Below are 21,955 nucleotides of genomic sequence, written 5' to 3'. Positions count from 1 at the left end.
AGGGATAGTCAGAGGAAGGAGGTGCTTTAAAACTTTAGCGCCTAGGGGTTACGGGGTGATGGAGCGACGGAGTGACGGGGTAATGGATTGTCTCAATTACTCCCTCACTCCCCTACTCCCCCACTGCCCCACGCTCCCCCTGCCGTGGTTCAATATAGAGTCGTAACCGTTGTGGAGAGAGAAGTTATGGGTGGTGTAGTCGCCTATGTGCTGTTTTTGTCGGTCATGGTGGGTACGGCTATTGGGCTGTACCTTGGTCTCCGGCTGGTGAAGCTGATTTAGCGCTCAACGTTAGGTACGCCATGGCCTGAACGCAGCCCAACAGTAGCCATCCCAAAATATTGATGCGGCCATCGTAAAAGGCCAAGTCAAAGATGGCAAACGCAGCAGTGCCGCCAAAACCGGTAAGGTAGCCCGCCAAAAGGGCCATGGCATCGGGGGATAGTGGAACCGCAACCAGAGTAAAAGTGCTACGCCCCAAGACCCATCCCACTATTCCCGTAAACCCCAAAGCGACTGGAATGCCGGCCTCGGCAGCGAGCATTAGCCACAGGTTGTGGGCGTGAGGTAAAAAGTCACCGGCCACCGGAAAGTCGGCCGGGTCATAGAGCTGCTTAAAGGTGCCTAGACCTGTGCCAAACCAGGGGTGGTGTGGGATCATGTCGAGGGCTAAGCGCCAGACGCTAAAGCGGAGCGAAACGGTGGCAAAGGCCTCAGGCAGGCTGCGTCCCCCTACGCCCCAGATCAAGGCGCTGGCGGTGAGTAGCGCGATCGCCCCTAGCCCTGCCCAAAAAATATAGCGGTAGGGCCGCAGCAAACCGCCAAACAGCAGCAGCTGAATGCCTGCGATCAGCAACCCATTGCGAGAGCCCGAGCAGTAAATGCCCACTAGCACTAAGGCGGTGGCAGCGCAAATCCAAACGCTTTTAGCTTTTAGCTCAGGGCGATTGAGGTAGTAAGCACAGAGCCCTAGCCCCAGACCAAACACAATCACCATATAGTTGGCCAGGGCGTTGGGGTGGCCAAACATCGCGCTGGCGCGCTGGCCGTAGTCGGTTTGCTGGTAGAGCCAGGTCAGGCCAGAGTGGCTACCCCAGCGAGCCAGACCGGCGGGCGATCGCAGGTAAAACTCAGCGATCGCCGTCAGGTTAACGGGTATAGTCGCCACCAGCAGCGCCACGGCCCAGTTGTGCAGGGTTGCCCAGGGCTGTCGAAACTGGGGCACGGCGATGGCGATCGCCCCGTAGAGCACGAAGAATGGTACAAAATTAAGCGCCTGCAGGGCCGACTCTCCAGGGGCTTGAGAGAGCGCCACGCTGACCCCAAGCCCTAGAGCCAGCCACAGCCAGCCCTGGGTGTAAAGCAATCGCCCAATCGCTCGCCAGCCCTGGTACAGGCTCACCAGCAAAAACCAGACTAACCCCGCGATCGCCCCATAGACGATGTAGGGCAACGCCACCAAACTGGCCAAAACCAACCGCTCCGAGGCTGGGCTACCAAACCCAAACCCTTTCACCCTAGTAGGCTCCATCGCCAATTACAACTACCCACACTGTTCTCAGCAAAATATAGATGTCTAGCCAGACCGACCAGTTTCTCACGTAGTAGGCATCCAGGTTGACCCGCTCGTCGTAGGACACATTGTTGCGCCCTGACACCTGCCACAGCCCCGTCAGGCCCGGCAGCACTTTAGTGTAGAGGCTGTACTTGTCGGCGTAGCGAACGATCTCTTCTTTAACAATAGGTCGTGGCCCTACTAGGCTCATCTCTCCTCGCAGCACATTCCACAGCTGGGGCAGCTCATCTAAGCTAGTGCGGCGCAGAAAACGACCCACGCGGGTAATGCGTGGGTCGTAGCGCAGCTTATGGTCGCGCTCCCACTGCTCCTGCAGAAGCGGGTTTTCGGTCAGGTAGCGTTCCAATACCAGCCCAGCATTGGGCACCATGGAGCGAAATTTCCAGGCAACAAAAGTTGTATTGTTTTGCCCCAGCCGGGGCTGACCATAAAACACCGGCCCCGGCGAATCGAGCTTGACTAAAACCGCAATCACCACCAGTATCGGCAGCAGGCAGAGCCCTACCACCAGGGTCAGCACCAAATCTAGAAGGGTTTTGAGCAGGCGAGGCCCCGGTAGCAGCAGCTGCTGCCGAATTTCTAGACCCAAAATACCGCCCAGGTCTTTAGAACTGACCCACAGGCTAGCGACCCCAAATAGGTCAGGAATCATCAATAGGTGAGGGAAAGTGCGGCCATACAGCTCCAGCACCCGCAGCAGCTTTTCTCGCTGCATTCCAGGCATCGCCACAATGGCGTAGTGGATATCGTGACGGAGGGCCAAATGCGGTGCGGCCGACAGCGGCCCGACAATGGGAACCCCACACAAACTGCCCTCATGCACCCGACTGTCATCCAGTACGGCTACGGGTTTCAGGCCAAAAGCGGGCTGATTCTTCAGGGTTTGAATTACCAGCTCGCCGGTACGCCCACCACCCAAGATCAGAACTTGATACCCCCACCAGGGGTAACGAGCAAATAAATGCTTTACCAGCAGACGCCCGGTCAGCACCGTCAGCAACGCCAGCAGCCAAGCCAGCAAAAACACTCCGCGCGAGTAAGTCTCGCCTTCACGGGTTAAAAAGAGCCCCGCCCCCAGCACTAGATAAGTAAAGGTGGTGGACAGACAAATACGCCGCAGCTCGTCGACGGGGCTCAGGCCTACTGCTGGGTAGAGCCCAGCCACAGCGTAGGCCAGCAGAAACACGCCCAAAATTGGCCATAGCTGCCCGTAAAGACTGGGCGAATACTGCCCATCGAAAGCCAGTCGCAAATAAACCCCAGCGCAGCCAGCTAGGGCCAGAGCTAGTAAATCAGACAGACTGAGGAGGGCAACCATCGGCAAGGAGCGGGTTGACATCCTCAAGGACAGCATTACTGGATGAACCGTGCGCTCGAGAGGAAACATAAATTTCCCCAACACTCCTAAAACACCGACACTACTCTAATTCATTGCCCTGCTCAAATTTCAGCCATTTATGTGCCAAATATGTGGTTAATTCCTGGCGAAATCTTGACTCGGAAAAAGTTTCGGCATGATGGCGAATGGCTTCAGCCCCAAACTCGACTCCGTGCTGAGCAAAATGCTGCACGGCCTGCACCAAATGATCTACGGTTTGCTGGCTAAACAGTAGTCCAGTTTTCCCCGGCTGTACGGTTTCGACACAGCCGCCCTGGCCGTAGGCAATTACCGGTGCCCCCGCCGCTTGGGCTTCGACTACAGTGATGCCAAAGTCTTCTTCCGCTGGAAAAATAAACCCTCGACAACGCGCCATATGATCTGACACCACCGCGTCCACAGAATTCCGCAAAAAGGTGATATTGGGTTTGGCCGATCGCTGCAGCTCCGCCAAAGCCGGCCCGTCGCCAATTACTACCAGCGGTAGCCCAAGGCGGTTAAAAGCCTCCACGGTGAGATCGACCCGTTTGTAAGGTACACAGCGCGACACCGTGAGATAGAAATCGTCGCGGGGCTGCTGCCAGCAGAAGCGATCGACCGCCACCGGCGGGTAGATCACCGTGGCGGGGCGGCGATAGGTTTTCCAAATGCGGCGGGCCACGTAGCGAGAGTTGGCCACAAAGCAATCTACTCGGTGGGCGGCGGCGAGGTCCCACAGGCGCAGGTAGTGCAAAATCAGGCGAGTGAGGGCGCTTTTGGCACCTCGGGTGAGCCCCGCCTGCTGGAGGTACTGGTGCTGTAAATCCCACGCGTAGCGAATGGGGGTGTGTACGTAGCTGACGTGGAGTTGGTGGGGGCGAGTGAGCACTCCTTTGGCCACAGCGTGGTTACTGGAAAGCACCAGGTCATAGTCTGAGAGGTCAAACTGCTCCACCGCCAGGGGCATCAGCGGCAAATATTGACGAAAGTGCCGTCGCGCCCCGGGCAGTTTTTGCAGAAAGGAGGTCTCAACCCGAGTCCCTGGTGGAATTAGAGACACCGCCTCGGGTTCTAAGAACTGCACCAAGCTAAAGACATCCGCCCGAGGGCACACCGCCAGCATTTGCTCGACGACTTTTTCTGACCCTGCCCGACTGACGAGCCACTCGTGCACGATCGCAACGGCGGCAGGTAAAGATTCAGAAGTCATTTAACCTGGGGGTAAGGGAAGCAGTCGGAAGGTTGCTTGGGGGCGATCGCAGCGATCTATCAGCCATTGCCAATGCACTAACAGTCCCATGGCTCCAGGGTGAGTTGGGTGGCAGCTCTGCGCTCCAATCTTATCAGCGCACTTCTCCCTGGGATGGGTTTATTCAATTAAATCGCGGTGAGGAGTGATGGGTAAGAAGTGATGGAGTAATGGTTTTATCCCAGTTACTTCCCCAACCCCCACGCCCTACTCACAGGTCGCGCTCCCTTCAATCCCTGTGTAATTTAGACTCACCTGAGAACCGCTGCGGGGGTTGCCCCCCGAGAAATCGGTCAGCGCCACAGGATAACTGCCGCCCGCTGGCGGACTGGCGCTGCCCTGGTATAGGGGCTGTCCGTCGTTGCTGCTGCCCTGACGGCTAAGGGTAGCATCGAAGGTGTTTTTAGTTTCTAGGTTGACGAAGCGCACTAAGTGAAAGCCGCTGGCGTCGTAAAAGGCAGTAAAGGCCATACCTTCCATCACGCCCTCGCAGGTGTTGCTCTCGTCAGCCTGCTGGGATAGAGGAGTAGCTCGTCCGGCAGTGTTGATAAAATCGCCGCGAATCCAGCCCTCGGCCCCAGACTTGTCAAATTTGACGAAGTACCAGGTGCCGTCGCTGCCCTCAGTCGATCGCAGCAGTTCTACCGGATCGCCCACCAGGCCGTAGCCCTTGGCCGTGGAGTCGGCGGAAGGCTGCGATCGCAGATTGATCTGCGCCTCAGGCTGATCCGCGATCAGCTGCGCTGCCTGGGGTGGGTTCATCGCTGTCCCTATTCCACCCACCCCAGGTTCCGGCGGGTTGGGCGTAGGACGGGGGGCGGGGGTAGTGCTCGGGGTCGAAGCGGCAGGGTCGCTCACCACCGACGGCTCCTCATCAATGGGAAGCACCTCGACCGCCGCATCATTATCGCGCCACCAACAGCCAGCCACCGTCAAACTCAGCACGCCGCAGAGTCCCCACGTCATCCACCGCTTGCCCCAGGCCATAACCACTCCCTCCAGGAAATCCAGAGATATAGCATAGCGCCTGCCCCCAGAGCGGTTGACGTTTAGCTGTGAGAGTTCCGATTCTGCAACAATCCTTACCCCTAACTCCCTAACCCCCTACTCCTATCACCTACCAAAACCCACTACCGCCCCCTCCGCTACCACGTAGGCCATCTCCCCCGCCGCCAGAGCAATGTCATAGCCGCCGGTAAACTCGCCAAAGGAGGGCAGTGTCAGCCGGTTCTGCCGGGCCTGCCAATGAAAGCAAGGTAAGCGCAGGCGATCGCACCCCATGCTTAAGCGAAAACAGGGGTGAATGTGCCCGCAGATATTCAGCCGGTTTGGGTCCAGATCGGGCTCGTGGCTAAACAGGACGCCCCCGACCTCCACTGCTTCCACAAAGCATTCCACTGAGAGCTGGGTCAGGGTGTCTTCCAAGGGGCGATCGTGGTTGCCGAGAATGAGATGGGCACTCACCTGGGTGCGGTGCAAAAACTTCAGCCAGGCATCAATCACCTCATCGTCCATGCCCACACGCCCGTGGAAGAGGTCGCCCAAAATCCACAGTGAGCCGGGCCTGTGCTGAGCGCACAGGGCCTCAAGTCGCCCAAGGGTGCCATGGTTGACCTGGCTAGGCACGGGCAGCCCGTAATGCTGAAACGTTTCTGCCTTGCCCAAATGCACATCTGACACCAGCAGCGCCCCCAGCGTCTCGACATAAACCGCCCGCTCCGGCAGGAGCAGCAGCTGGGTTTGACCGACGGTAAGCGTTTCTACAGCAGCTTGGGGTGGCATCAACAACAGAATAGACACTGCTTGCCACTGTAGAGGATTTACAGAGTCTCTGTCCTTTCGACTAGCGTGGGCCAAAAATGGCTCAGAAACCTGTATCGGAGGCCTAAAGCAGATGCATGATCTTCGCCACCATCGCCAAGCTTTCCTCGTAGAGTACGTCCTCTCCCCAGCGCTGAAGCTGCTGGCCCAGCATAAAGTCAGCCTTTTGGTCAGACAGGGCGGTCACCTGCTCCACCTGACAAGCTTGGGCACCGCCACCGGCCTCCATGCGCATACAGCCCGAGGTCTCAGAACACAAAATAGTGCAGCAGTTGGCATTCTTATCGGTGGATAACAGCCGCAGCCCGGTGAGGTCGCCAATGACTTCTCCCAAGTCGGCTACCGGAATGCCCGCCAGCTCAGCCTCAATGGCCAGGTCGTTAGGCCCTTTAAAGTGAATCTTTTTGATGTTGTAGATGCCACCTTCTTCGACATAGCCGATGGGATGCCAGCCCAGACGGCTGGCAAACCAGCCCAGGTAGAGCAGCGCCTGCGCCGCGTTGCCCTGCTCATAGTCGATGCTGATGCGGTCTACATCAAGCAGCGATTCACGCCGCTCGGGGGGATCAAAGGCAGCGGCGGTCAACTCTTGCCAGGGGGCCAGCCGGTGCCAGTTGAGATCGGCAATGTAGGTGCCCGACTCAATCAGCTCCTGCATCTTGTGCAGCTCGGCCTCGGCATCGCTAAAGTAGCTGGAGTCAACAATAATGCAGTTGCTTTCCCGAGCTAGGTTCTGAAAAATTAACTGCTCTGGGCTGGGAGTGGCCTTCCACCAGACAAACTTAGGCAGCTCTGGCAGGGTCAGCGACGCCACCAGATCGCTCACCCGCTCTAGGGCAGCCTTGGTACCCCGCAGGTTGATGTACTCGCAGCAAATCAGGTTGCCCGTGCTTTTCTTTTGTACTGGGCAATATACCGACACCTGAGCCGTTACCCCCGTATCTTCCCCAAAGGTGGGGCAGAGGCTAATGATGCGGCAGGGGTTGTGGGCCGAAATCGACTCGCTGAGGCTAAACCCCCGCTGATCAAGGTTGGGGTAAAGCTTTTGGGCCGCCGAAAGCTGGGCGTATTCTTGGCGCACTCGAGCCAGGGTGGGGGGGTCAACGCGGCCGGTCACCCGCAGGTCGTAGGCGATCTGGGCATGACGAATAGCATCACGGGTTTGGGGGCCGTGGTTACCGTCGATATAGCCCGTGTAATGCCCCAGGGCCGCCAAGATCTGCTGCACCTCTTCAGGCTCATAGATCACCATAGTGAAGGTGGTGGCCCGGGTGGCCATCGGGGTAGCAGCCCCAGTATCTTGCTGGTGCCAGATCTTGTGCAGCTCTGACTCGATCTCGTCGAGGGAAATGTCTTTAGGCTTTTGAAGGGCAACGACAGGAGTGGTAGTCATAGTGCGGTGAATAAGGGGGCAGTGATGTACAAGACTTGGAGAAATTAGGCTCAGCTAGGGGCGATCGCCGTCTACAGCCGTCGCCAGCGCCGCCCGTCTTTGTTCAGCAAAAACTCGGCCTCAACCGGTCCCCAGGTGCCCGCCTCATACATCGGGATTGCTTTCGGATCAGCGGGGGCATCCCAGGCTTCGAGCAGGGGGGTCAGCAGCCGCCACGAGGCCTCGACCTCGTCGCCGCGGGTGAACAGAGTTTGGTCGGCTAGCATGCAGTCAACGATCAGGCGCGCGTAGGCGTCGGTATTGGCTTGGCCAAAAGCGGCATCGTAGCGGAAATCCATATCCACCGATCGCGTCCGCAGGGAGTTACCGGGGGTTTTCACCTCAAACCGCATGGAGATGCCCTCGTCAGGCTGAATCCGCAGAGCCAGCACGTTGTGGTTCATCTGCTGGGCGGCCGACTGAAACATTAGGTGGGGCACTTCCTTAAAGTGGATGGAAATTTCGCTGACCTTCTTAGGCATGCGCTTGCCGGTGCGCATGTAGAAAGGCACCCCTTTCCAGCGCCAGTTGTCGATCTCTAGCTTAATAGCGCTAAAGGTCTGCACCGTCGATTGGGGGCTGGCGCCCTCCTCTTCGCGGTAGCCCGGCACCGCTTGGCCCTTCATCCAGCCGCCTGAATACTGGCCGCGCACAGCCGCCTGGCTGATGTCATCAATGTCGCTGAGGCGGGTAGCCTGAAGCACCTTGGTCTTCTCGTTGCGGATGCTGTCGGCGTCGAGGGAGTTGGGAGGCTCCATGGCGGTGAGGCAAAACAGCTGCATCAGGTGGTTTTGCACCATGTCGCGCAGCGCCCCGGCGGTTTCGTAGTAGCCCGCCCGGCCCTCTAGGCCCACGGTTTCGGCCACGGTAATCTGCACGTGGTCGACAAACTGCCGGTTCCACAGCGGTTCAAAGATGGCGTTGGCAAAGCGAAACACCATCAGGTTTTGAACGGTTTCTTTGCCCAAGTAGTGGTCAATGCGGTAGATCTGACGCTCGTTGCACACGCTCTGCACCACCCGGTTGAGCACCCGCGCCGAGGAAAGGTCTTTGCCAAAGGGCTTTTCGATAATTAGTCGCTGCTTATCGGGGTCTTCGAGCATGCCCGCTGCGCCCAGTTGCTCGGTCGCTTCGCCAAAAAAGCGTGGCGCCACCGAGAGGTAGAACACCCGATTGCCCTGGGTGCCCCGCTGCTGGTCGAGCTCCGCCAAGAATTTTTTGAGAGACTGGTAAAACTCAGGGTCGTCAATGTCGCCGGGGCAGTAAAACAGCCCCCGGGCAAAGTCATTCCAAATGGTCTCAAAGCCGAGGCCGTTGCCAAATTCTTCGACCCCTTCGCGCAGGTGCTCGCGAAAGAATTCGTGGCTCCACTCGCGGCGGGCGACACCTACGATCGTCAGCTCGGGGGGCAGCCGCCGCTCGCGCCGCATCTGATAGATGGCGGGCACAATTTTGCGCTGGGTGAGGTCGCCCGAGGCCCCAAAGATGACCAAAATCTGCGGCTCAGGAATCCGGTCTTGTTGGAGACCACTGCGCAGGGGATTTTCAAGTAAGGACACCATAAGCGTGGGGAGTAAACGTTAGTAACGACGCACTGACAAGGCTGATAATGGCTGAATTGGCAATCGCGGCAGCCACCTACAAATAACAGAAATCGAAATCTATATTGACAGCAGATTTTACAAATCTAGTGAGACTATAGACGGTCTTAACTAACCCCTAGGGAAAGGTATTAAATAAAACCAATCTGCGGTTTAGGCCGTAGCCCAGGCTACCGGTTTAGCTTTACCTAACCAGTTTAAATGGGGTTTAACGGGCTGGGGCGATTCTCATCCAGAGAGGGTTTCCTTCGGAACGCTTCACGAACGCCAATGCCTAGGTGAGCCGTCCCCTGCTCCAGATTTAATTGGCCAGCAGGGTGCTTTGGCGGCGGCTGTGGTCTTGAATGAAGGACTCCACCAAGGCCACGTCGTCGCGGCTGCCCACCACAAAGGGCGTGCGCTGGTGAATTTCACCGGGTACCACCCCCATAATGTCTGTGGTACCAGTGCTGGCCCGGCCACCGGCTTGCTCAATCAAAAAGGCTAGGGGAGCCGTCTCGTAGAGCAGCCGCAGCTTGCCCTCGGGCTTTTTGGTGGTGCCAGGGTAGAGGAACACGCCCCCCTGGGTCAAAATGCGGTGGAAGTCGGCCACCAGGGCCCCGGTGTAGCGGGCGGAGTAGCCGTCATGACGGTGCACGTAGCGGGTAAAGTCGCGAATGGCCTCTTCCCACTGCCAAAAGTTGCCCTCGTTGACGCTGTAGGTGGGGCCGTGGGCTGGCACCTGAATGTTTTCAGTGGCCAAGATAAATTCGCCCAGGCTGGGGTCGAGCACAAAGGCATGCACCCCATGGCCAATGGAATACACCAGCACGGTGCTGGGGCCGTAGAGAATATAGCCGGCTGCCAGCTGTTGGCGACCGTCTTGCAGCAAATCGGAGCCGCTGTGGTCGAGGTCGTCGCCCTGCTGGCGGCGAATCGAAAAAATAGAGCCCACATTGAGGTTGATGTCGACGTTGGACGACCCGTCGATGGGGTCATAGAGCAGGGTATAGCGGCCAATCGGGCAGTTTTCGGGAATGTAGTAGGGCTGCTCCATCTCTTCGGAAGCGAGGCGGCAAACCAGACCACTCTGCTTGAAGACCGAGATAAACACGTCGTTGGCGTAGATATCCATCTTCTTAACGGCTTCGCCCTGAATGTTGGTGTCGCCCGTAAAGCCCAGGGCCGTCGCCATCAGCCCGGCGCGGCTCAGGTGGCGGGCAATAATCTTACCGGCCAAGGCAATGCGGTTCATTAGGGCGCTGAGGTCTTGGGCCTCGGGGCCAAAGCTGTGGAGCTGCTCAAGCACATGGCGAGAGAGGGTGGTGCAATCGCGATCGAGGGCAAAGGCGGAGTCGGCGGGTTGGTAGTCGGCCATCGTAGGATTCCTTTCGGTGGGATAGGGCTGTGGCGTCTAGCGAGGGCGACAATCCCCTAGTGTTGTGTCTACAGGCTTTCTCCATGGTAAGAAGGCAGACTGCGATCGATGGCCAACCTTTAGAGACACTTTAGAAATGAGACAACGCTGAGCACCAAGATTGGCCTCAGACCCAGGACTATTTCAAGATTAGTAACAGCGCGATCGGGCAAATCCGACCTGTCTAAAGTGGCGAAATGTTTCCCGCATCCCTAGGCAGAGTACTTAGGAATTTTTTCTCTCAGCGGGCAATTCAGCCTGGCTCAACCAGCCTAGCACTAACGGATTGACTAGCTCGGGGGCTTCGTCCTGGGGGCAGTGGCCCACACCCGGGAGTTCTTCCATCGATTGAACTGTTGGATAGTTTGCCAAGCCGCGACCCATAGCCACCGGCTCCCAGGGATCGTCCTGGCCCCAGATAATCCATACCGGGCACTGAAGCTGGGGCAGCAAATCTTCGGGCAGCGGGCCTTGGGAGTAGCGCACAAAGGCCAGAAACACGTCGGCAGCCCCCTCGGTGAGGGCGGGGCCAAGAATGGCCTCAACCAGCTCGTCGGTAATAGCCTCAGGGCGGTGATAGGCCTGACCCAGCAAATTGCGAATCACCTTGCGCTGGGCAATGCGGGAGAAAAAGAAGCGACCCACCTGGGAATAGCCCAGCAGCTGCTGCACTACGGGAGTGCTAAGGCGCTGGTGCCAAGAAATTTCGGCCCGCCGCCGCTCGTGCAGTAGGCGGATAGAGCAGTTGAGCATCACTATGCCCTTGACCCACTCAGACCCATCTACAGCGGCCTGGAGAGCCACAATGCAGCCGATGGAGTTGGCCACCAAGTAAGCAGGTTGACCAATCACCTCACGGCAAAAGTCCAGAATTTGCTGGCCCCAGGTCTCGAAGGTGTAGGGCAGAGGTTGGCCGGGAGTGGGTTTGTCAGAAAAGCCAAAACCAATTAGATCGATCGCATAGGCCTGAAAATTTTCGCCATAGGCCGGCAGATTTTTACGCCAGTGATCGCTTGACGCCCCAAACCCGTGGATGCACAGCACCGGGGCACCCATACCGCCAATGTGTTGGTAGCGAATGGAAAACCCCTGCCATTGCCAGGTTTTAACGTCGGGAATAGCCAGGGCAGTCGTCACAGCGGTAGCTCTCGAAGAAGTCAGTCTGCTTAATACTCCTTTACAATAGCGAAAAGGTTGGGAATTCGGCCAGGGCTAGGAGCTGGCTGACTCGTGGATCACGGCGATCGCCCACAGGCAGCCCAGCAAAACGAGCGATCGCGCCAACACCTGTTCTAGAAAGAACACGATTGCCGCAGCTACGAAGGATAAGTCGAGCACCAGGGCGATGACGTAAGCAATGGTGCAGCCCGCTAGCCCAAATAGGAAATACTTGATCAGGCTGAAGGTGAGGCTGAGCACGTGATGGGGGCGACGGGGGCGTTGCATGGTAAGGTCCTCTAGGCTAAGGGCATGGCGATCGGTAGCACAGTTACTAACCAATGGTTGTGATCATTAGGTGTGATTTGGGGCCAGGATGTGACGGGATAGAGAAGTGGATGGGCGCAAAAGGCAGTGAGTAGTAGGCCAAGGCGACGGGATCCCAATCACAGCGCGCAATTCAGGGCTGCTGGGCTAGGGCTTAAAATTGGTAGGGGTGGGCACAACCCCAGTGGCAGTTAGCCAGGTGGATAACTTTCTATGCCTCCATTAACCGACGATACTCTGTGGGCCATTCTCAACGATGAGCTGGACGACGACACCGTGAACTGTCTGGTGTGGCGCAGCCTGGGCTACCAAGAAATTTCTAATGGCTGGGATAGCTCGGCGGTGGCGCCAGCCTGGGCCGAGAAATACCCAGAGCCGCCAAACTTTATCGAGAGTCGCCCAGCAACGGTGCAACTAACTCGGTCGATTCCGCCGGAGTACAAGCAGCTGCTTAAGGAAGAATTGGGGTTCAAGGGGTATAGCATCGACCAGCTAGTGCCTCGACTGACGCGGCGGGCAACGATGGTGAGCTGGCTGCTCAGCTACCGCCAGCAGCAGGCCACAGACGGCTTCGCTGCTAAAGACAATGCCTGAACGGTTTCGCTCAGCTATCAACGGTTCAGCCACCGATCGCTCAAAATTAACAGCCCAAAATTAGAAAAGGATGCGGTTAAACCCGCATCCTCGCTCTCAACCCACGGCGCTCTCTCCGTGGATCTTGGTTCTGCTAGGGACGTTGGCGAAGGCAACCTGTGGCGTGAGGGTTGCCGCTTGGCCAAAGGCTAGCAGAATAACTCAATAGTTAAAACTCGCTTTCTGGTTTAGGTTCTTCAACTTTGGGAGAAGAATCCAGAAAGATGTCGGTAGCTTTGAGCTGAAGCCCGGCCCGCGCCTGGGAGTCAGTTTTGCTGACGTAGGGAGAGGCGTCGATCGCACCGCTGGCGATAATTAGCGAGCCCTTTTTCACGTGGGTAAGCTTGCGCCAGGCGGGGGAGCCTTCCCACACGCTGATGTCAACGGTAAAGCTGTCGTTATCTTTGCGGCTGGGGATGCGATCGACGTAGATAGTCATTTCGGCTACCTGGGCGCTGCCGCCGGTTTTGCGCTCAACGTGACGCACCTGAGGGTCGGCGGCGACATTGCCGGATAGGGTGCACAGATTTAATCCGCGACTGGACATAGCTGGGGCCTCCTTAGAGTAGATGCACTAGACCCCGCCCGACGCGACAGATGCCTGTGGCTTTAATATGCACAAGCTAAATTCACAATTTGCTATGGATTTTCACGTAACTTTTTAGACTAGTGCCTACGTATATTTAGCAGCGTTAGAAAAGTGGCGATTGTAAAGCTGGCTTCGGCCATGGCCCAGCTTAGCGATATGCTAGGCCTGAAGGAATTACAGTGCTATGACCACCCAATCGGTAAACCAAGCTGACCGCAAACTCTGGCTAGCGGCTATAAAGCCCCCTATGTATAGCGTTGCCATCATGCCGATGGTGGTGGGCAGCGCGATCGCTTACGCTGAAACAGGCCAGTTTGACAGCGGTATTTTTGCGCTATTTCTGCTGGCGGCGGTGCTTATTTTGGCCTGGGAAAACCTCAGTAATGATGTGTTTGACTCGGAGACCGGCATTGATGTTAATAAAGCGCATTCTGTCGTTAACCTGACGCGCAATCGGCGGCTGGTTTTTGCCTTGGCAAACCTGTGTTTGGGCTTAGGCATTGCTGGCATTGTGGCGATCGCCCTGGCCCAGCAAGACCCCACCGTGCTAGCGATCGTCCTGCTCTGCTGCGGGCTGGGCTACATGTACCAGGGACCGCCCTTTCGTTTGGGCTACCAGGGGCTGGGGGAAGTGCTGTGCTTTTTTAGCTTTGGCCCCCTGGCGATGGGGGCGGCCTACTATAGCCAAACCCAGAGCTGGTCTTGGGGCAGCCAAATGGCAGGGGTAATGGTGGGGCTGACCACGACTCTGGTGCTGTTTTGCTCCCACTTTCACCAGGTGGATGATGATATTGCGGCAGGCAAGCGATCGCCCATTGTGCGTCTGGGCACGAAGCGAGGGGCGGCGCTGATTCCGTGGACCTGTGGGCTTGTGTTTGCGATTGCCGCCCTTGGCCTATTGCTTGGGCTATTCCCCATCTGGACGGCGCTGGTGTTTGGTAGCCTGCTGTCGGCCTGGCGGCTGAGTCGCCACGTCACCCGCTACCACGACCAGCCCCAGCGGGTCTTCAACGCCAAGTTTTTTGCCATTGGCTTTCACTCTTGGAGCGGGGTGCTACTGAGCCTAGGGTTTTGGCTAGGCGCCTATGGGGGTTGAGCTAGCGGTTCGCCCTTACCGACGGCGGTTTGCTCAGCCATTGCAAACGGCTCATGGCCCTTGGATGTGGCGAGAGGGGCTGTTAATTCGCCTTAAGGATGGTTTGGGGCGCGTGGGTTACGGCGAGGTGACCCCAATTCCTTGGTTTGGCAGCGAATCGATGGCCGAGTCGCTAGCGTTTTGCCAGGCTCAGGGGGGTGAGTGGCGATCGCCGCCCATTCCCGCTGATTTGCCTGCTACCCAGTTTGGGTTGGAATCTGCAATGGCAGAGTTAGCAGCAGAAAATTCTGATGTTTGGCAGGAACCGACGAGCACAACTATTTGCGGCCTCCTGCCCGCTGGTGAGAGGGCTTTAGCAATCGCCCCCCAGCGCTTTGCCCAGGGCCATCGCACCCTGAAGTGGAAAATTAGCGTGCACCCCATCACTGATGAAATTCACTGGTTAAATCAGCTGGTACAAGCCCTTCCTCTCGACGCTCGGCTGCGGCTAGATGCCAATGGGGGACTGAGTTTGGCCCAAGCCAAGCAATGGTTGGTGGCCTGCGATCGCGTCAACACCAATCCTCAACTGGCTACTATTGAATATTTAGAGCAGCCGCTGCCGCCCGATCAGCTAGCGGTGATGACAGCGTTGGGGGAGCGATATCAAACCGCGATCGCTCTCGATGAATCGGTCGCTACGGTGGTTCAGCTAGAGAATTGTTGGGATCAAGGCTGGCGGGGGGTGTTTGTGGTCAAACCAGCGATCGCTGGCTCGCCCCAGAAACTAGAAGCCTTCTGCCAACAGCATCAGCCCCGTCTCGTCTTTTCCACTGCTTTTGAAACCGCAATCGGACGACGGGCTGCCTTGGCGATCGCCGCCCGTTGTTCTCCAGCCCCGGCCCCAGCTCTGGGCTTTGGTACCCAGGGGTGGTTTGCCGACAACTGGGATACCCTCACCCCTGCCGAGCTATGGGAGAGACTTTAAGCGCGCTGCTCGAAACTCGGTGGGACGACGACTGGCTGATCGGCCCCAGTAATCAAGAGTTTTGGCAGCGTTTAAGCAAACTTATCCCTGTTTTTGCTGAGTACAGAAAATCCTGTGGCTCACACTGCCCCGGCATCTTGCTTGCCGAGCCTGATCCGATCCAGTTCTTGGCGGCCTGTCTGGCGGCTTGGTCGGAGGGTTGCACCGTGGTGTTGGCTAACCCTCGCTGGGGCGATCGCGAGCGTCATCAGCTACAAGCCTTAGTCAACCCTCGCTGGGATGCCCCGATCTGGCCGGGAATCAGGGGCTATCCCTGCCAAGTTGTGGAAAGTCAGCCGGGGCAAATTCTCATTCCCACAGGCGGCTCGTCTGGGCAGATCAAGTTTGCGGTGCACAGCTGGAAGACTTTAAACGTCTCTATTAAAGGGTTTCAGGCTCACTTTGGAGTGGGGGTCGTGCATACCTACTGCGTGCTGCCGCTGTTCCACGTCAGCGGGTTGATGCAGGCTCTGCGGGTGCTTACTTCGGGGGGCGAGCTGGCGCTGCAATCCTACAGCCAACTCAAAAGCGGAGAACGGTTGCTGCTGAAACCCGGCGGGTTCATCTCGCTGGTGCCAACTCAGCTACAAGAATTGCTGGCTTTGGGTAGTGAATTCATTCCGTGGCTGCGAAGTTTTCGAGCGGTGTTGCTGGGGGGCGCTCCGGCGGGGCGATCGCTCCTCGATCAGGCCCAAGCCGCTCAAATTCCCGTCGCCCTCACCTACGGCATGACCGAAACCGCTGCTCAGGTCGCCACCCTCCTACCCGAGGAATTTTTGGCGGGGCACCGCAGCAGCGGCAGACCACTGCCCCACGTCAATCTCACTATTTTTAATGACCAAGGCCAGCCTCAGCGATCGGGGCAAGCGGGACGGGTGATTATTCAGGCTAAATCCTTAGCCCTGGGATATCGGGATGGTTTCAGCAAACCAGGTTCCTCAGTGGTGGGCAGTGCCCACCCTACGGGGGGAGTACCCTTCGTCACCGATGACATTGGCTATGTCGATAACGAAGGCTATCTATATATTGTTGGCCGCAGCAGCACCAAGATTATTACCGGCGGTGAGAATGTGTTCCCCGAAGACATTGAGGCGGTGCTGCTGGCGACGGGCTGGGTGAGCGATGCCTGTGTGGTAGGGTTGCCGTGCGATCGCTGGGGTCAGCGGCTCTGTGCCCTGGTGGTGATGGATTCCCTAAAACTACTGCCGGATCTACGTGAGCAACTGCGATCGCTGTTGGCCGCTTACAAACTGCCCAAGCAGTGGATTCTCGTCAGCGACCTACCTAAGACCGCTCAGGGCAAACTCAGTCGCCCCCAGGCCCAGGCCCTCGCTCAAAAAATTCTGGGCATGGACTCCTAAAATTCCTGACTCATTTCACAGGTTTTATCCAATTCTGCTGCCGCGCCAGCTCTAAGCTGACGGCGGCGGCGGCGAATATCAGCAGGCTTTCTGCGATCGCTACCGCAAACGGCCAGCCCTGCAAACTCACCGCCGCCGCCACATTCACCAGGGCCAGCCCGCGCACCAGGCTAAAGGCCAGCACCACCCCAGCTTTCAGCTGAGGGTTGTCGTCCTGCCGCACGGCGTAGCGATAGGTGATGCCGAAAAGGCCACCGGAGAGACCCGCGATCGCCGCACTGATCCAAAAGGTGCTGCCGCTAAGTCCTGCCCTAAGGGATGCCACGGCAGTGCCAAATCCCACAGCGGGCATTCGGTGGGCCAACAGCAGCCCAGCGGCAACCATTCCCGCCGCAACACCGGCCAGCACCGCGGCCTTCAGCGACTCAACTCGGTCTTCATCGGTAAATGGACGTTCTATGAGCACAGGACGTTTAAATGGCAACAGAATTGAGGCTACAGGATTGATTGCACCGCTGCTAAAATTTCCTGCGGGTTTGGGGCAGAGACATTACGTTTGAGCGTAAAACCCTAAATGGTTAGCCACCGGACGCTCCCGCATTGGAATTTTGGTATGAATAGGAGCATTTAGAACCGTTGGCCTTGACCCGGTTTTGACGACTAAGGTGGATGAACCCCCACCATCTAAACAGAGCGCCGTGTCAACCTCAAGCTGCTTGAAGACTTCGGTTAGCTCTGCCAGGGTAATGCCCTCACTGTAAAAAGGCTGCTTACCATCGACGATGGCCAACCATAGCGTCTCCCCCGTCTTGTTCACAGCAACTGCCGTACGAGAGTAGGGCTGATCCGACTCGGACTCACTAAGAGCAACCGGGTTGTTATTAAGGATTAACAGATCTCGGCCTGCAACGGCCTGGGCAGTACCGACAGGACATTCGCCTGTCTCCAAAATTTGGGCCCGATTAGCTGGGGAAATACAGAGGGCTGGCCAATCTGCCTCAGCAGAAGCATAGGCAGTGCCATCGGCAATAGCTTGGCCTACCACGTTGACGCGATCGCCCCTGTGGGGATAGAAGTCCCAAGGAGCCTTTTCACGAAACGGATAGAAGTAATTGGCATTGATTGCCAGCTGCAGGTTAAATTCCTGCAAGAATTCTGACGTTGTCCGTGCCGTGGTCTCGCCCCGATTTTCTGTAGGCCTGCCCGCAGTAGTGAAGGCTCGGATGCCAGGGGTTGTCAAATCAAGGGTAATGAGATGCAGGATGTAGGGGCGAGGAGAAGAATGCACGCTCCGCTGATAGCTAATTCCGGGGAAAAGGGTTTGCTGAGCAAGCGTTTGAGGGGGGCGCTGAAAACAGAGCTGTGCATATAAAATCAAAGGCAGCAGCAGCACTGTTGCGACTATTAACTGCCATTGTCGTCTTACTCGTTTCAGCACAGATAGCGTATGGGTGGTTTGGATTCCCTCGATTTTAGCAATCGGGATTTACGCAACCGCTCCTTTAGGGGCAGAAACCTAAGTGGTGCTGATTTTAGAGGTTCTGATATTCGAGGCTGTGACTTTGGCCAGGCCCAACTAGTGGGGGCTAATTTTGAGCGCGCTCGAACAGGACAAACCCGTCGCCAAGTGTTTTTACCGCTTATGGTGGCTGGAGCGTTTGCTTTAGCGCTTGCCTATGGGCTGAGCCAAATGGTTTTTGGCGCTTTGGGGCAGACGCCAGAGCAATCGGCCTGGATGTCTGTCGTCATGCTGCACATCTTTGCAGGAGTGGCAGGGACTGGTTCGGCGAGCCGCGCTTTAGTCGGGCGGGATGTCAGCGCTAGTCGAGCAGGACTGTATCTATCTGGCGTTTGTTCGGCGGCATTGGCAGGCTTTTTCTACCTTGGCAGCTACTTTGACCAAAATCTTAAGGCTGCGATCGCAGGTGCAATTGCCGGAGCCAGCCTCGCGATCGTCTTCAGTTTGATGGCTAAGAAGCCCATGAGAGTTTTCATTCCTGCCATGGGCGCAATTGCTGCCTATGGGTTCTCCTTTTTAATATGGACTGCGGCGATCGCCCATTTGAGCGCTAGACAGTACATCTGGGGCGTTTGCTTAGGCGCTTTGTCGCTGGTCTATGTATGGTTTGCCATCTGCTCGCTACGGGCAGTGGGCCACGGGGTCAGCCAGCTGATTGGCACCTCGTTTCGAGGGGCCAATTTAACCAATGCTCAATTTGACCAGGGGAACTTAAAAAATACCGATTTTTCGAAAGCAATAGGTCGGTAAAAACAGCCAACGGCAAAGTTGTGCGGCGGCAGACAACCCTAAACGTTTAGTTGGATGCGGGGGAAGAACCATGGGGCAACGCCTTACCTCGCTCTAGCCAGCCGCGCATTTTACCGGGGTTGAGCAGCCCGTAGGGGTCAACCTCAGCTTTAAAGTTCACCTGCACCGCATCTACCTTTTTCATACCGCCGTCTTCAAGCAGGTAGGTGTGGGGGTTGGCGATCAGCGCCCCGTTGTCTTCGTGGTAGCGAATAACTTCCGCCAGCCGCTCGGGGGTCGAGTAACGCACAATCTGCAGCGCCGCCGGAATCGTGTTGCCCCCCATGCGCAGGTATTCCAGGTGCATGATCACCTCGTCGCCAAAGTGCTCATAGAAGTGCTGCACCCGTTCCAACTTGGGATCGTAGGGAAACAGGGTTTGCAAATAGGTAAGCGATGGGTCAACGCTGCGGGCGTGGAGGGTGGTGTGGTTCCAGGTGAACTCCGCCAGAGGTGCGCCTTTGCTGGCCTCCTGGGCCGATTTGCTGTAGGTGATGGTGCCGCCAAATTCCTGCACCAGTTCCGCGAATAGTTTCAAGGAAGGCTCGGCCACCATCAGCAGCGCCGCCGCTTTGCCCTGGGGCAGGTAGGGTTTCAGAGACGCAAAATAGCTGGGAATTGGCCAGGCGTGAATGCTGATCAGCTTTTTGATCAGCCCGTCAGCATCGCCCAAGGCTTGGCCAAAGTGAGCAGCGGTCATAAAGTCGTCGAAGGCCACAATCACCTCGGACCAGGGGTAGGCTGGCCCCAAGGGAATTTCTAGCTCGGTGATAATGCCGTTAGTGCCGTAGGCGTGGTTAACCTTCTGTACCTCGTCGCCCCGCAGCTCAATGACGCGAGGATTATCGTCAAAGGTGACCACGCGTACGGCGTTGAGGTTGCCGCGATCGCGTAATTGCCCATAGCTAATCGACCCAATGCCGCCGCTGCCGCCGCCAATAAACCCGCCAATGGTTGCCGTGCGGTAGGTAGAGGGATACATCCGCAGTTCCCAGCCGGTTTCGCGGGTGACTTTGTCGATCGCTGAGAGTTTAGCCCCCGGCTCTACCCAGGCCACCCCTGGCTCGACCCGCTTCACCGCGTTCATTTTGCTCAGGTCGAGCACTACCCCGCCCTCTAAAGGAATGCACTGGCCGTAATTGCCGGTGCCTGCCCCTCGCACGGTGACGGGCACCCGCGCCTCAACACAGACCTTGGCCACCGCCAGCACTTCTGCCTCGTTGGTAGGACGCACGATCAAATCGGCTACTAGGTCGGCCAGCTGCCCTTGCAACACTGGGCTGAAATAGTAGTAGTCCTTGGAGAGTTTTTCGCGCTGGTTGGGGTCGCGAATCGTTTCGATCGCCCCAAAAGCTTGGGCTATAGCATCCCAGTCGGTAGCAGGGCGAGCCAGGGTCATAGACGAGTCAACCGGTAAAAGATTGCTGTTGCTAGTGTAAGGTGCCGGTTGGGCGGCTGATCTGTATAAAAGAGTGCGATCGCCGCTCCAACTATCGCCCTAAAAGCAAAGGGCCAGGGCAGCTTCCTACCCTGGCCCCCTATGCGATCGCCGTCAGCGCCTAGCGCTAAATAGCGGGAACGGAGCCGTCGTTATAGCGACGCAGGTTGGCTCCCAGCAGTCGGAGCTTACCCTCGAGGTCGTCATAGCCGCGATCGAGGTGGTGCAGACCCTGGATGGTGGTGGTGCCCTTGGCCGCTAAACCGGCCAGCACTAGAGCAGCCGAAGCTCGCAGGTCGGTGGCCAGCACCGGAGCCCCCGAGAGCTGATGAACGCCCTTAATAATGGCGCAGTTGCCATTGAGCCGAATATCAGCCCCCATGCGGTTGAGTTCGGCCACGTGGCGCAGGCGATTTTCAAACACCGTTTCGGTGATCAGGCTACTGCCTTCGCAGACCGCCATCAAGGCCATAAACTGGGCCTGCATATCGGTGGGAAAGCCCGGAAACGGCCCGGTTTGAATGTCGGTGGGGGCAATGGTATGGGAGGGCACGTAGCGCACGCGACTGGGGCCATCGACCACGACCTGCCCGCCAATTTCTTGGAGCTTGGCAATCACGGCGGTGAGATGCTCAGGAATTACCGGGTATAGGCTGATCTCAGAGCGGGTGATGGCCCCGGCCACCAGCAGGGTGCCGGCCTCAATGCGATCGGGAATGATGCCATAGTCAGTGCTGTGCAGGCTGGGCACCCCAACGATAGTGATAGTGTTGGTGCCCGCGCCACGAATCCGTGCCCCCATGGCTCGGCAGAAGTTGGCCAAGTCGGTGACTTCAGGCTCCTGGGCAGCGTTTTCAATAATGGTTTCGCCGTCAGCCAGGGTAGCCGCCATCATCAGGGTTTCGGTGGCTCCCACGCTGGGGTAGTCGAGATAAATTTTGGCCCCTTGCAAGCGTCCACCGCTGCCGGGTACATAGGCGTGCACGGTGCCGTGCTCAATGTGCACATCGGCACCCATAGCCTGAAGCCCGCGCACGTGCAGCTCCACTGGGCGAGCTCCGATCGCGCAGCCGCCGGGCAGAGGAATGCGCGCTACCCCCATGCGGGCCAGCAGCGGGCCGATGACAAAGAAGCTAGCTCGCAGACGGCTAACCACGTCGTAGGGCGCTTTGGTATGGGCAATGGTGGTGGCGTCTACCACCAGGGCATCGTCTTCGCGCTTCAGGCCTACCCCGAGGGCGGTGAGCACCTCCCCCATCCGCTCAATATCCATCAGGTGAGGAATATTGCGAATGCGGCAGGGCTGTGAGCAGAGCAGGGTACCGGCCATCACCACCAGGGCAGAATTTTTGGCTCCGCTGATGGTGGCTTGGCCTCTTAGGGGAGTACCGCCGGTAATTTCAAGGACAGCACCATCCGCTTCGGCAGCGGCTACAGGGTTAGGTAAACCAATGGACGTAACGATAGCGGTGTCCTCCACGACTGATAACTCCACCTTTTCCCAAATTTCGTCTAGATCCTACTCGAAATCATCAATTTCGCCACAGTAGTCAAGACTTATTTGCCGGGCTTGGCCACATCAGGATAGCTGATTCGCTTAAAATCGC

At 57.5% G+C, this 21,955-nt stretch carries 22 protein-coding genes; 7 read left to right on the top strand and 15 right to left on the bottom strand.

Going from position 1 to position 21,955, the window contains the following annotated elements; all coding sequences use genetic code 11:
• Positions 1-186 precede the first annotated feature (186 nt).
• Positions 187-282, top strand: a complete 96-nt coding sequence (gene petL, locus NC979_RS22400; protein WP_073607686.1) for a cytochrome b6-f complex subunit PetL — start codon at positions 187-189, stop codon at positions 280-282.
• Here petL and NC979_RS22395 read toward each other — a convergent pair.
• From NC979_RS22395 to NC979_RS22350, 10 genes are all read right to left on the bottom strand, one after another.
• Positions 239-1,531, bottom strand: coding sequence for an O-antigen ligase family protein (locus NC979_RS22395; protein WP_190516225.1), 1,293 nt, complete (start codon positions 1,529-1,531; stop codon positions 239-241). The genes petL and NC979_RS22395 overlap by 44 nt on opposite strands.
• A complete protein-coding gene (wbaP, locus tag NC979_RS22390; RefSeq protein WP_242023895.1) occupies positions 1,518-2,894 on the bottom strand; it encodes an undecaprenyl-phosphate galactose phosphotransferase WbaP in 1,377 nt (458 codons plus the stop codon). Before wbaP ends, NC979_RS22395 begins: the two co-directional genes overlap by 14 nt.
• 100 nt (positions 2,895-2,994) lie before the next feature.
• Positions 2,995-4,143 carry a glycosyltransferase family 4 protein gene (locus tag NC979_RS22385; RefSeq protein ID WP_190516220.1) on the bottom strand — a complete coding sequence of 383 codons (1,149 nt, stop codon included), beginning with the start codon at positions 4,141-4,143 and terminating at the stop codon, positions 2,995-2,997.
• A 246-nt stretch (positions 4,144-4,389) separates the two neighbouring features.
• The gene (locus tag NC979_RS22380) at positions 4,390-5,169 is read right to left on the bottom strand and encodes an SH3 domain-containing protein (RefSeq protein WP_242023894.1); all 780 of its coding nucleotides are present in this window, start codon (positions 5,167-5,169) and stop codon (positions 4,390-4,392) included.
• Between the two features lie 126 nt (positions 5,170-5,295).
• A complete protein-coding gene (gene pdeM, locus NC979_RS22375; RefSeq protein ID WP_190516218.1) occupies positions 5,296-5,982 on the bottom strand; it encodes a ligase-associated DNA damage response endonuclease PdeM in 687 nt (228 codons plus the stop codon).
• An 85-nt stretch (positions 5,983-6,067) separates the two neighbouring features.
• On the bottom strand, positions 6,068-7,396 hold the full coding sequence (gene opcA / locus NC979_RS22370; protein ID WP_190516215.1) for a glucose-6-phosphate dehydrogenase assembly protein OpcA: 1,329 nt from the start codon (positions 7,394-7,396) through the stop codon (positions 6,068-6,070).
• 71 nt (positions 7,397-7,467) lie between these two features.
• Positions 7,468-8,997: a glucose-6-phosphate dehydrogenase gene (zwf, locus tag NC979_RS22365; RefSeq protein WP_190516213.1), complete on the bottom strand. Its 1,530-nt coding sequence runs from the start codon at positions 8,995-8,997 to the stop codon at positions 7,468-7,470.
• 340 nt (positions 8,998-9,337) lie between these two features.
• Complete coding sequence (gene fbp / locus NC979_RS22360) at positions 9,338-10,393, bottom strand: class 1 fructose-bisphosphatase (RefSeq protein ID WP_190516211.1); 1,056 nt, start codon at positions 10,391-10,393, stop codon at positions 9,338-9,340.
• 264 nt (positions 10,394-10,657) lie between these two features.
• Positions 10,658-11,569, bottom strand: coding sequence for an alpha/beta fold hydrolase (locus NC979_RS22355; protein WP_190516209.1), 912 nt, complete (start codon positions 11,567-11,569; stop codon positions 10,658-10,660).
• A gap of 75 nt (positions 11,570-11,644) precedes the next feature.
• A complete protein-coding gene (locus tag NC979_RS22350; RefSeq protein WP_190516207.1) occupies positions 11,645-11,878 on the bottom strand; it encodes a hypothetical protein in 234 nt (77 codons plus the stop codon).
• A 252-nt stretch (positions 11,879-12,130) separates the two neighbouring features.
• Here NC979_RS22350 and NC979_RS22345 point away from each other — a divergent pair, with 252 nt between their 5' ends.
• Complete coding sequence (locus tag NC979_RS22345; protein ID WP_190516205.1) at positions 12,131-12,511, top strand: DUF1823 family protein; 381 nt, start codon at positions 12,131-12,133, stop codon at positions 12,509-12,511.
• 208 nt (positions 12,512-12,719) lie between these two features.
• Here NC979_RS22345 and NC979_RS22340 read toward each other — a convergent pair whose 3' ends face one another.
• Entirely contained in the window at positions 12,720-13,097 is a 378-nt protein-coding gene (locus NC979_RS22340) for a single-stranded DNA-binding protein (protein WP_190516203.1), read from the bottom strand.
• A gap of 226 nt (positions 13,098-13,323) precedes the next feature.
• Here NC979_RS22340 and menA point away from each other — a divergent pair, with 226 nt between their 5' ends.
• From menA to NC979_RS22325, 3 genes are read left to right on the top strand one after another with little or no spacing between them, the layout of a single operon-like run.
• Positions 13,324-14,235, top strand: a complete 912-nt coding sequence (gene menA / locus NC979_RS22335) for a 2-carboxy-1,4-naphthoquinone phytyltransferase (RefSeq protein WP_190516200.1) — start codon at positions 13,324-13,326, stop codon at positions 14,233-14,235.
• The gene (locus NC979_RS22330; protein ID WP_190516198.1) at positions 14,225-15,202 is read left to right on the top strand and encodes an o-succinylbenzoate synthase; all 978 of its coding nucleotides are present in this window, start codon (positions 14,225-14,227) and stop codon (positions 15,200-15,202) included. Before menA ends, NC979_RS22330 begins: the two co-directional genes overlap by 11 nt.
• On the top strand, positions 15,187-16,602 hold the full coding sequence (locus NC979_RS22325; RefSeq protein ID WP_190516196.1) for an AMP-binding protein: 1,416 nt from the start codon (positions 15,187-15,189) through the stop codon (positions 16,600-16,602). Before NC979_RS22330 ends, NC979_RS22325 begins: the two co-directional genes overlap by 16 nt.
• A 10-nt stretch (positions 16,603-16,612) precedes the next feature.
• On the opposite strand, the gene NC979_RS22320 is transcribed toward NC979_RS22325, so the two are convergent.
• Positions 16,613-17,068, bottom strand: a complete 456-nt coding sequence (locus NC979_RS22320; RefSeq protein ID WP_347403898.1) for a hypothetical protein — start codon at positions 17,066-17,068, stop codon at positions 16,613-16,615.
• A gap of 84 nt (positions 17,069-17,152) precedes the next feature.
• A complete protein-coding gene (locus NC979_RS22315; RefSeq protein WP_347403897.1) occupies positions 17,153-17,890 on the bottom strand; it encodes a phosphodiester glycosidase family protein in 738 nt (245 codons plus the stop codon).
• Between the two features lie 159 nt (positions 17,891-18,049).
• Here NC979_RS22315 and NC979_RS22310 point away from each other — a divergent pair, with 159 nt between their 5' ends.
• Positions 18,050-18,871, top strand: coding sequence for a pentapeptide repeat-containing protein (locus tag NC979_RS22310; protein ID WP_190516191.1), 822 nt, complete (start codon positions 18,050-18,052; stop codon positions 18,869-18,871).
• Positions 18,872-18,917: 46 nt separating this feature from the next.
• Here the strand turns inward: NC979_RS22310 and NC979_RS22305 are convergent, their stop codons facing one another.
• Positions 18,918-20,309, bottom strand: coding sequence for an FAD-binding oxidoreductase (locus NC979_RS22305; RefSeq protein WP_190516188.1), 1,392 nt, complete (start codon positions 20,307-20,309; stop codon positions 18,918-18,920).
• Positions 20,310-20,350: 41 nt separating this feature from the next.
• Here NC979_RS22305 and NC979_RS22300 point away from each other — a divergent pair, with 41 nt between their 5' ends.
• Positions 20,351-20,473 (top strand): hypothetical protein, encoded by a 123-nt coding sequence (locus NC979_RS22300; RefSeq protein WP_255524791.1) that lies wholly within the window; start codon positions 20,351-20,353, stop codon positions 20,471-20,473.
• Positions 20,474-20,475: 2 nt separating this feature from the next.
• Here the strand turns inward: NC979_RS22300 and murA are convergent, their stop codons facing one another.
• Positions 20,476-21,828, bottom strand: a complete 1,353-nt coding sequence (murA, locus tag NC979_RS22295; protein ID WP_347403896.1) for a UDP-N-acetylglucosamine 1-carboxyvinyltransferase — start codon at positions 21,826-21,828, stop codon at positions 20,476-20,478.
• Between the last annotated feature and the right edge of the window lie 127 nt (positions 21,829-21,955).

Source organism: Leptolyngbya subtilissima AS-A7, from assembly GCF_039962255.1.
GTDB lineage: Bacteria > Cyanobacteriota > Cyanobacteriia > Phormidesmidales > Phormidesmidaceae > Nodosilinea.
This window is presented reverse-complemented; position numbering and strand designations above follow the sequence as displayed.

Coding starts and splice junctions, on each gene's coding strand:
- NC979_RS22330 (WP_190516198.1), top strand. CDS start 14,225: ATGGGGGTTGAGCTAGCGGTTCGCCCTTACCGACGGCGGTTTGCTCAG.
- NC979_RS22345 (WP_190516205.1), top strand. CDS start 12,131: ATGCCTCCATTAACCGACGATACTCTGTGGGCCATTCTCAACGATGAG.
- NC979_RS22385 (WP_190516220.1), bottom strand. CDS start 4,143: ATGACTTCTGAATCTTTACCTGCCGCCGTTGCGATCGTGCACGAGTGG.
- fbp (WP_190516211.1), bottom strand. CDS start 10,393: ATGGCCGACTACCAACCCGCCGACTCCGCCTTTGCCCTCGATCGCGAT.
- NC979_RS22395 (WP_190516225.1), bottom strand. CDS start 1,531: ATGGAGCCTACTAGGGTGAAAGGGTTTGGGTTTGGTAGCCCAGCCTCG.
- NC979_RS22310 (WP_190516191.1), top strand. CDS start 18,050: ATGGGTGGTTTGGATTCCCTCGATTTTAGCAATCGGGATTTACGCAAC.
- opcA (WP_190516215.1), bottom strand. CDS start 7,396: ATGACTACCACTCCTGTCGTTGCCCTTCAAAAGCCTAAAGACATTTCC.
- NC979_RS22350 (WP_190516207.1), bottom strand. CDS start 11,878: ATGCAACGCCCCCGTCGCCCCCATCACGTGCTCAGCCTCACCTTCAGC.
- menA (WP_190516200.1), top strand. CDS start 13,324: ATGACCACCCAATCGGTAAACCAAGCTGACCGCAAACTCTGGCTAGCG.
- NC979_RS22340 (WP_190516203.1), bottom strand. CDS start 13,097: ATGTCCAGTCGCGGATTAAATCTGTGCACCCTATCCGGCAATGTCGCC.
- zwf (WP_190516213.1), bottom strand. CDS start 8,997: ATGGTGTCCTTACTTGAAAATCCCCTGCGCAGTGGTCTCCAACAAGAC.
- NC979_RS22325 (WP_190516196.1), top strand. CDS start 15,187: ATGGGAGAGACTTTAAGCGCGCTGCTCGAAACTCGGTGGGACGACGAC.
- petL (WP_073607686.1), top strand. CDS start 187: ATGGGTGGTGTAGTCGCCTATGTGCTGTTTTTGTCGGTCATGGTGGGT.
- NC979_RS22305 (WP_190516188.1), bottom strand. CDS start 20,309: ATGACCCTGGCTCGCCCTGCTACCGACTGGGATGCTATAGCCCAAGCT.
- wbaP (WP_242023895.1), bottom strand. CDS start 2,894: ATGGTTGCCCTCCTCAGTCTGTCTGATTTACTAGCTCTGGCCCTAGCT.
- NC979_RS22380 (WP_242023894.1), bottom strand. CDS start 5,169: ATGGCCTGGGGCAAGCGGTGGATGACGTGGGGACTCTGCGGCGTGCTG.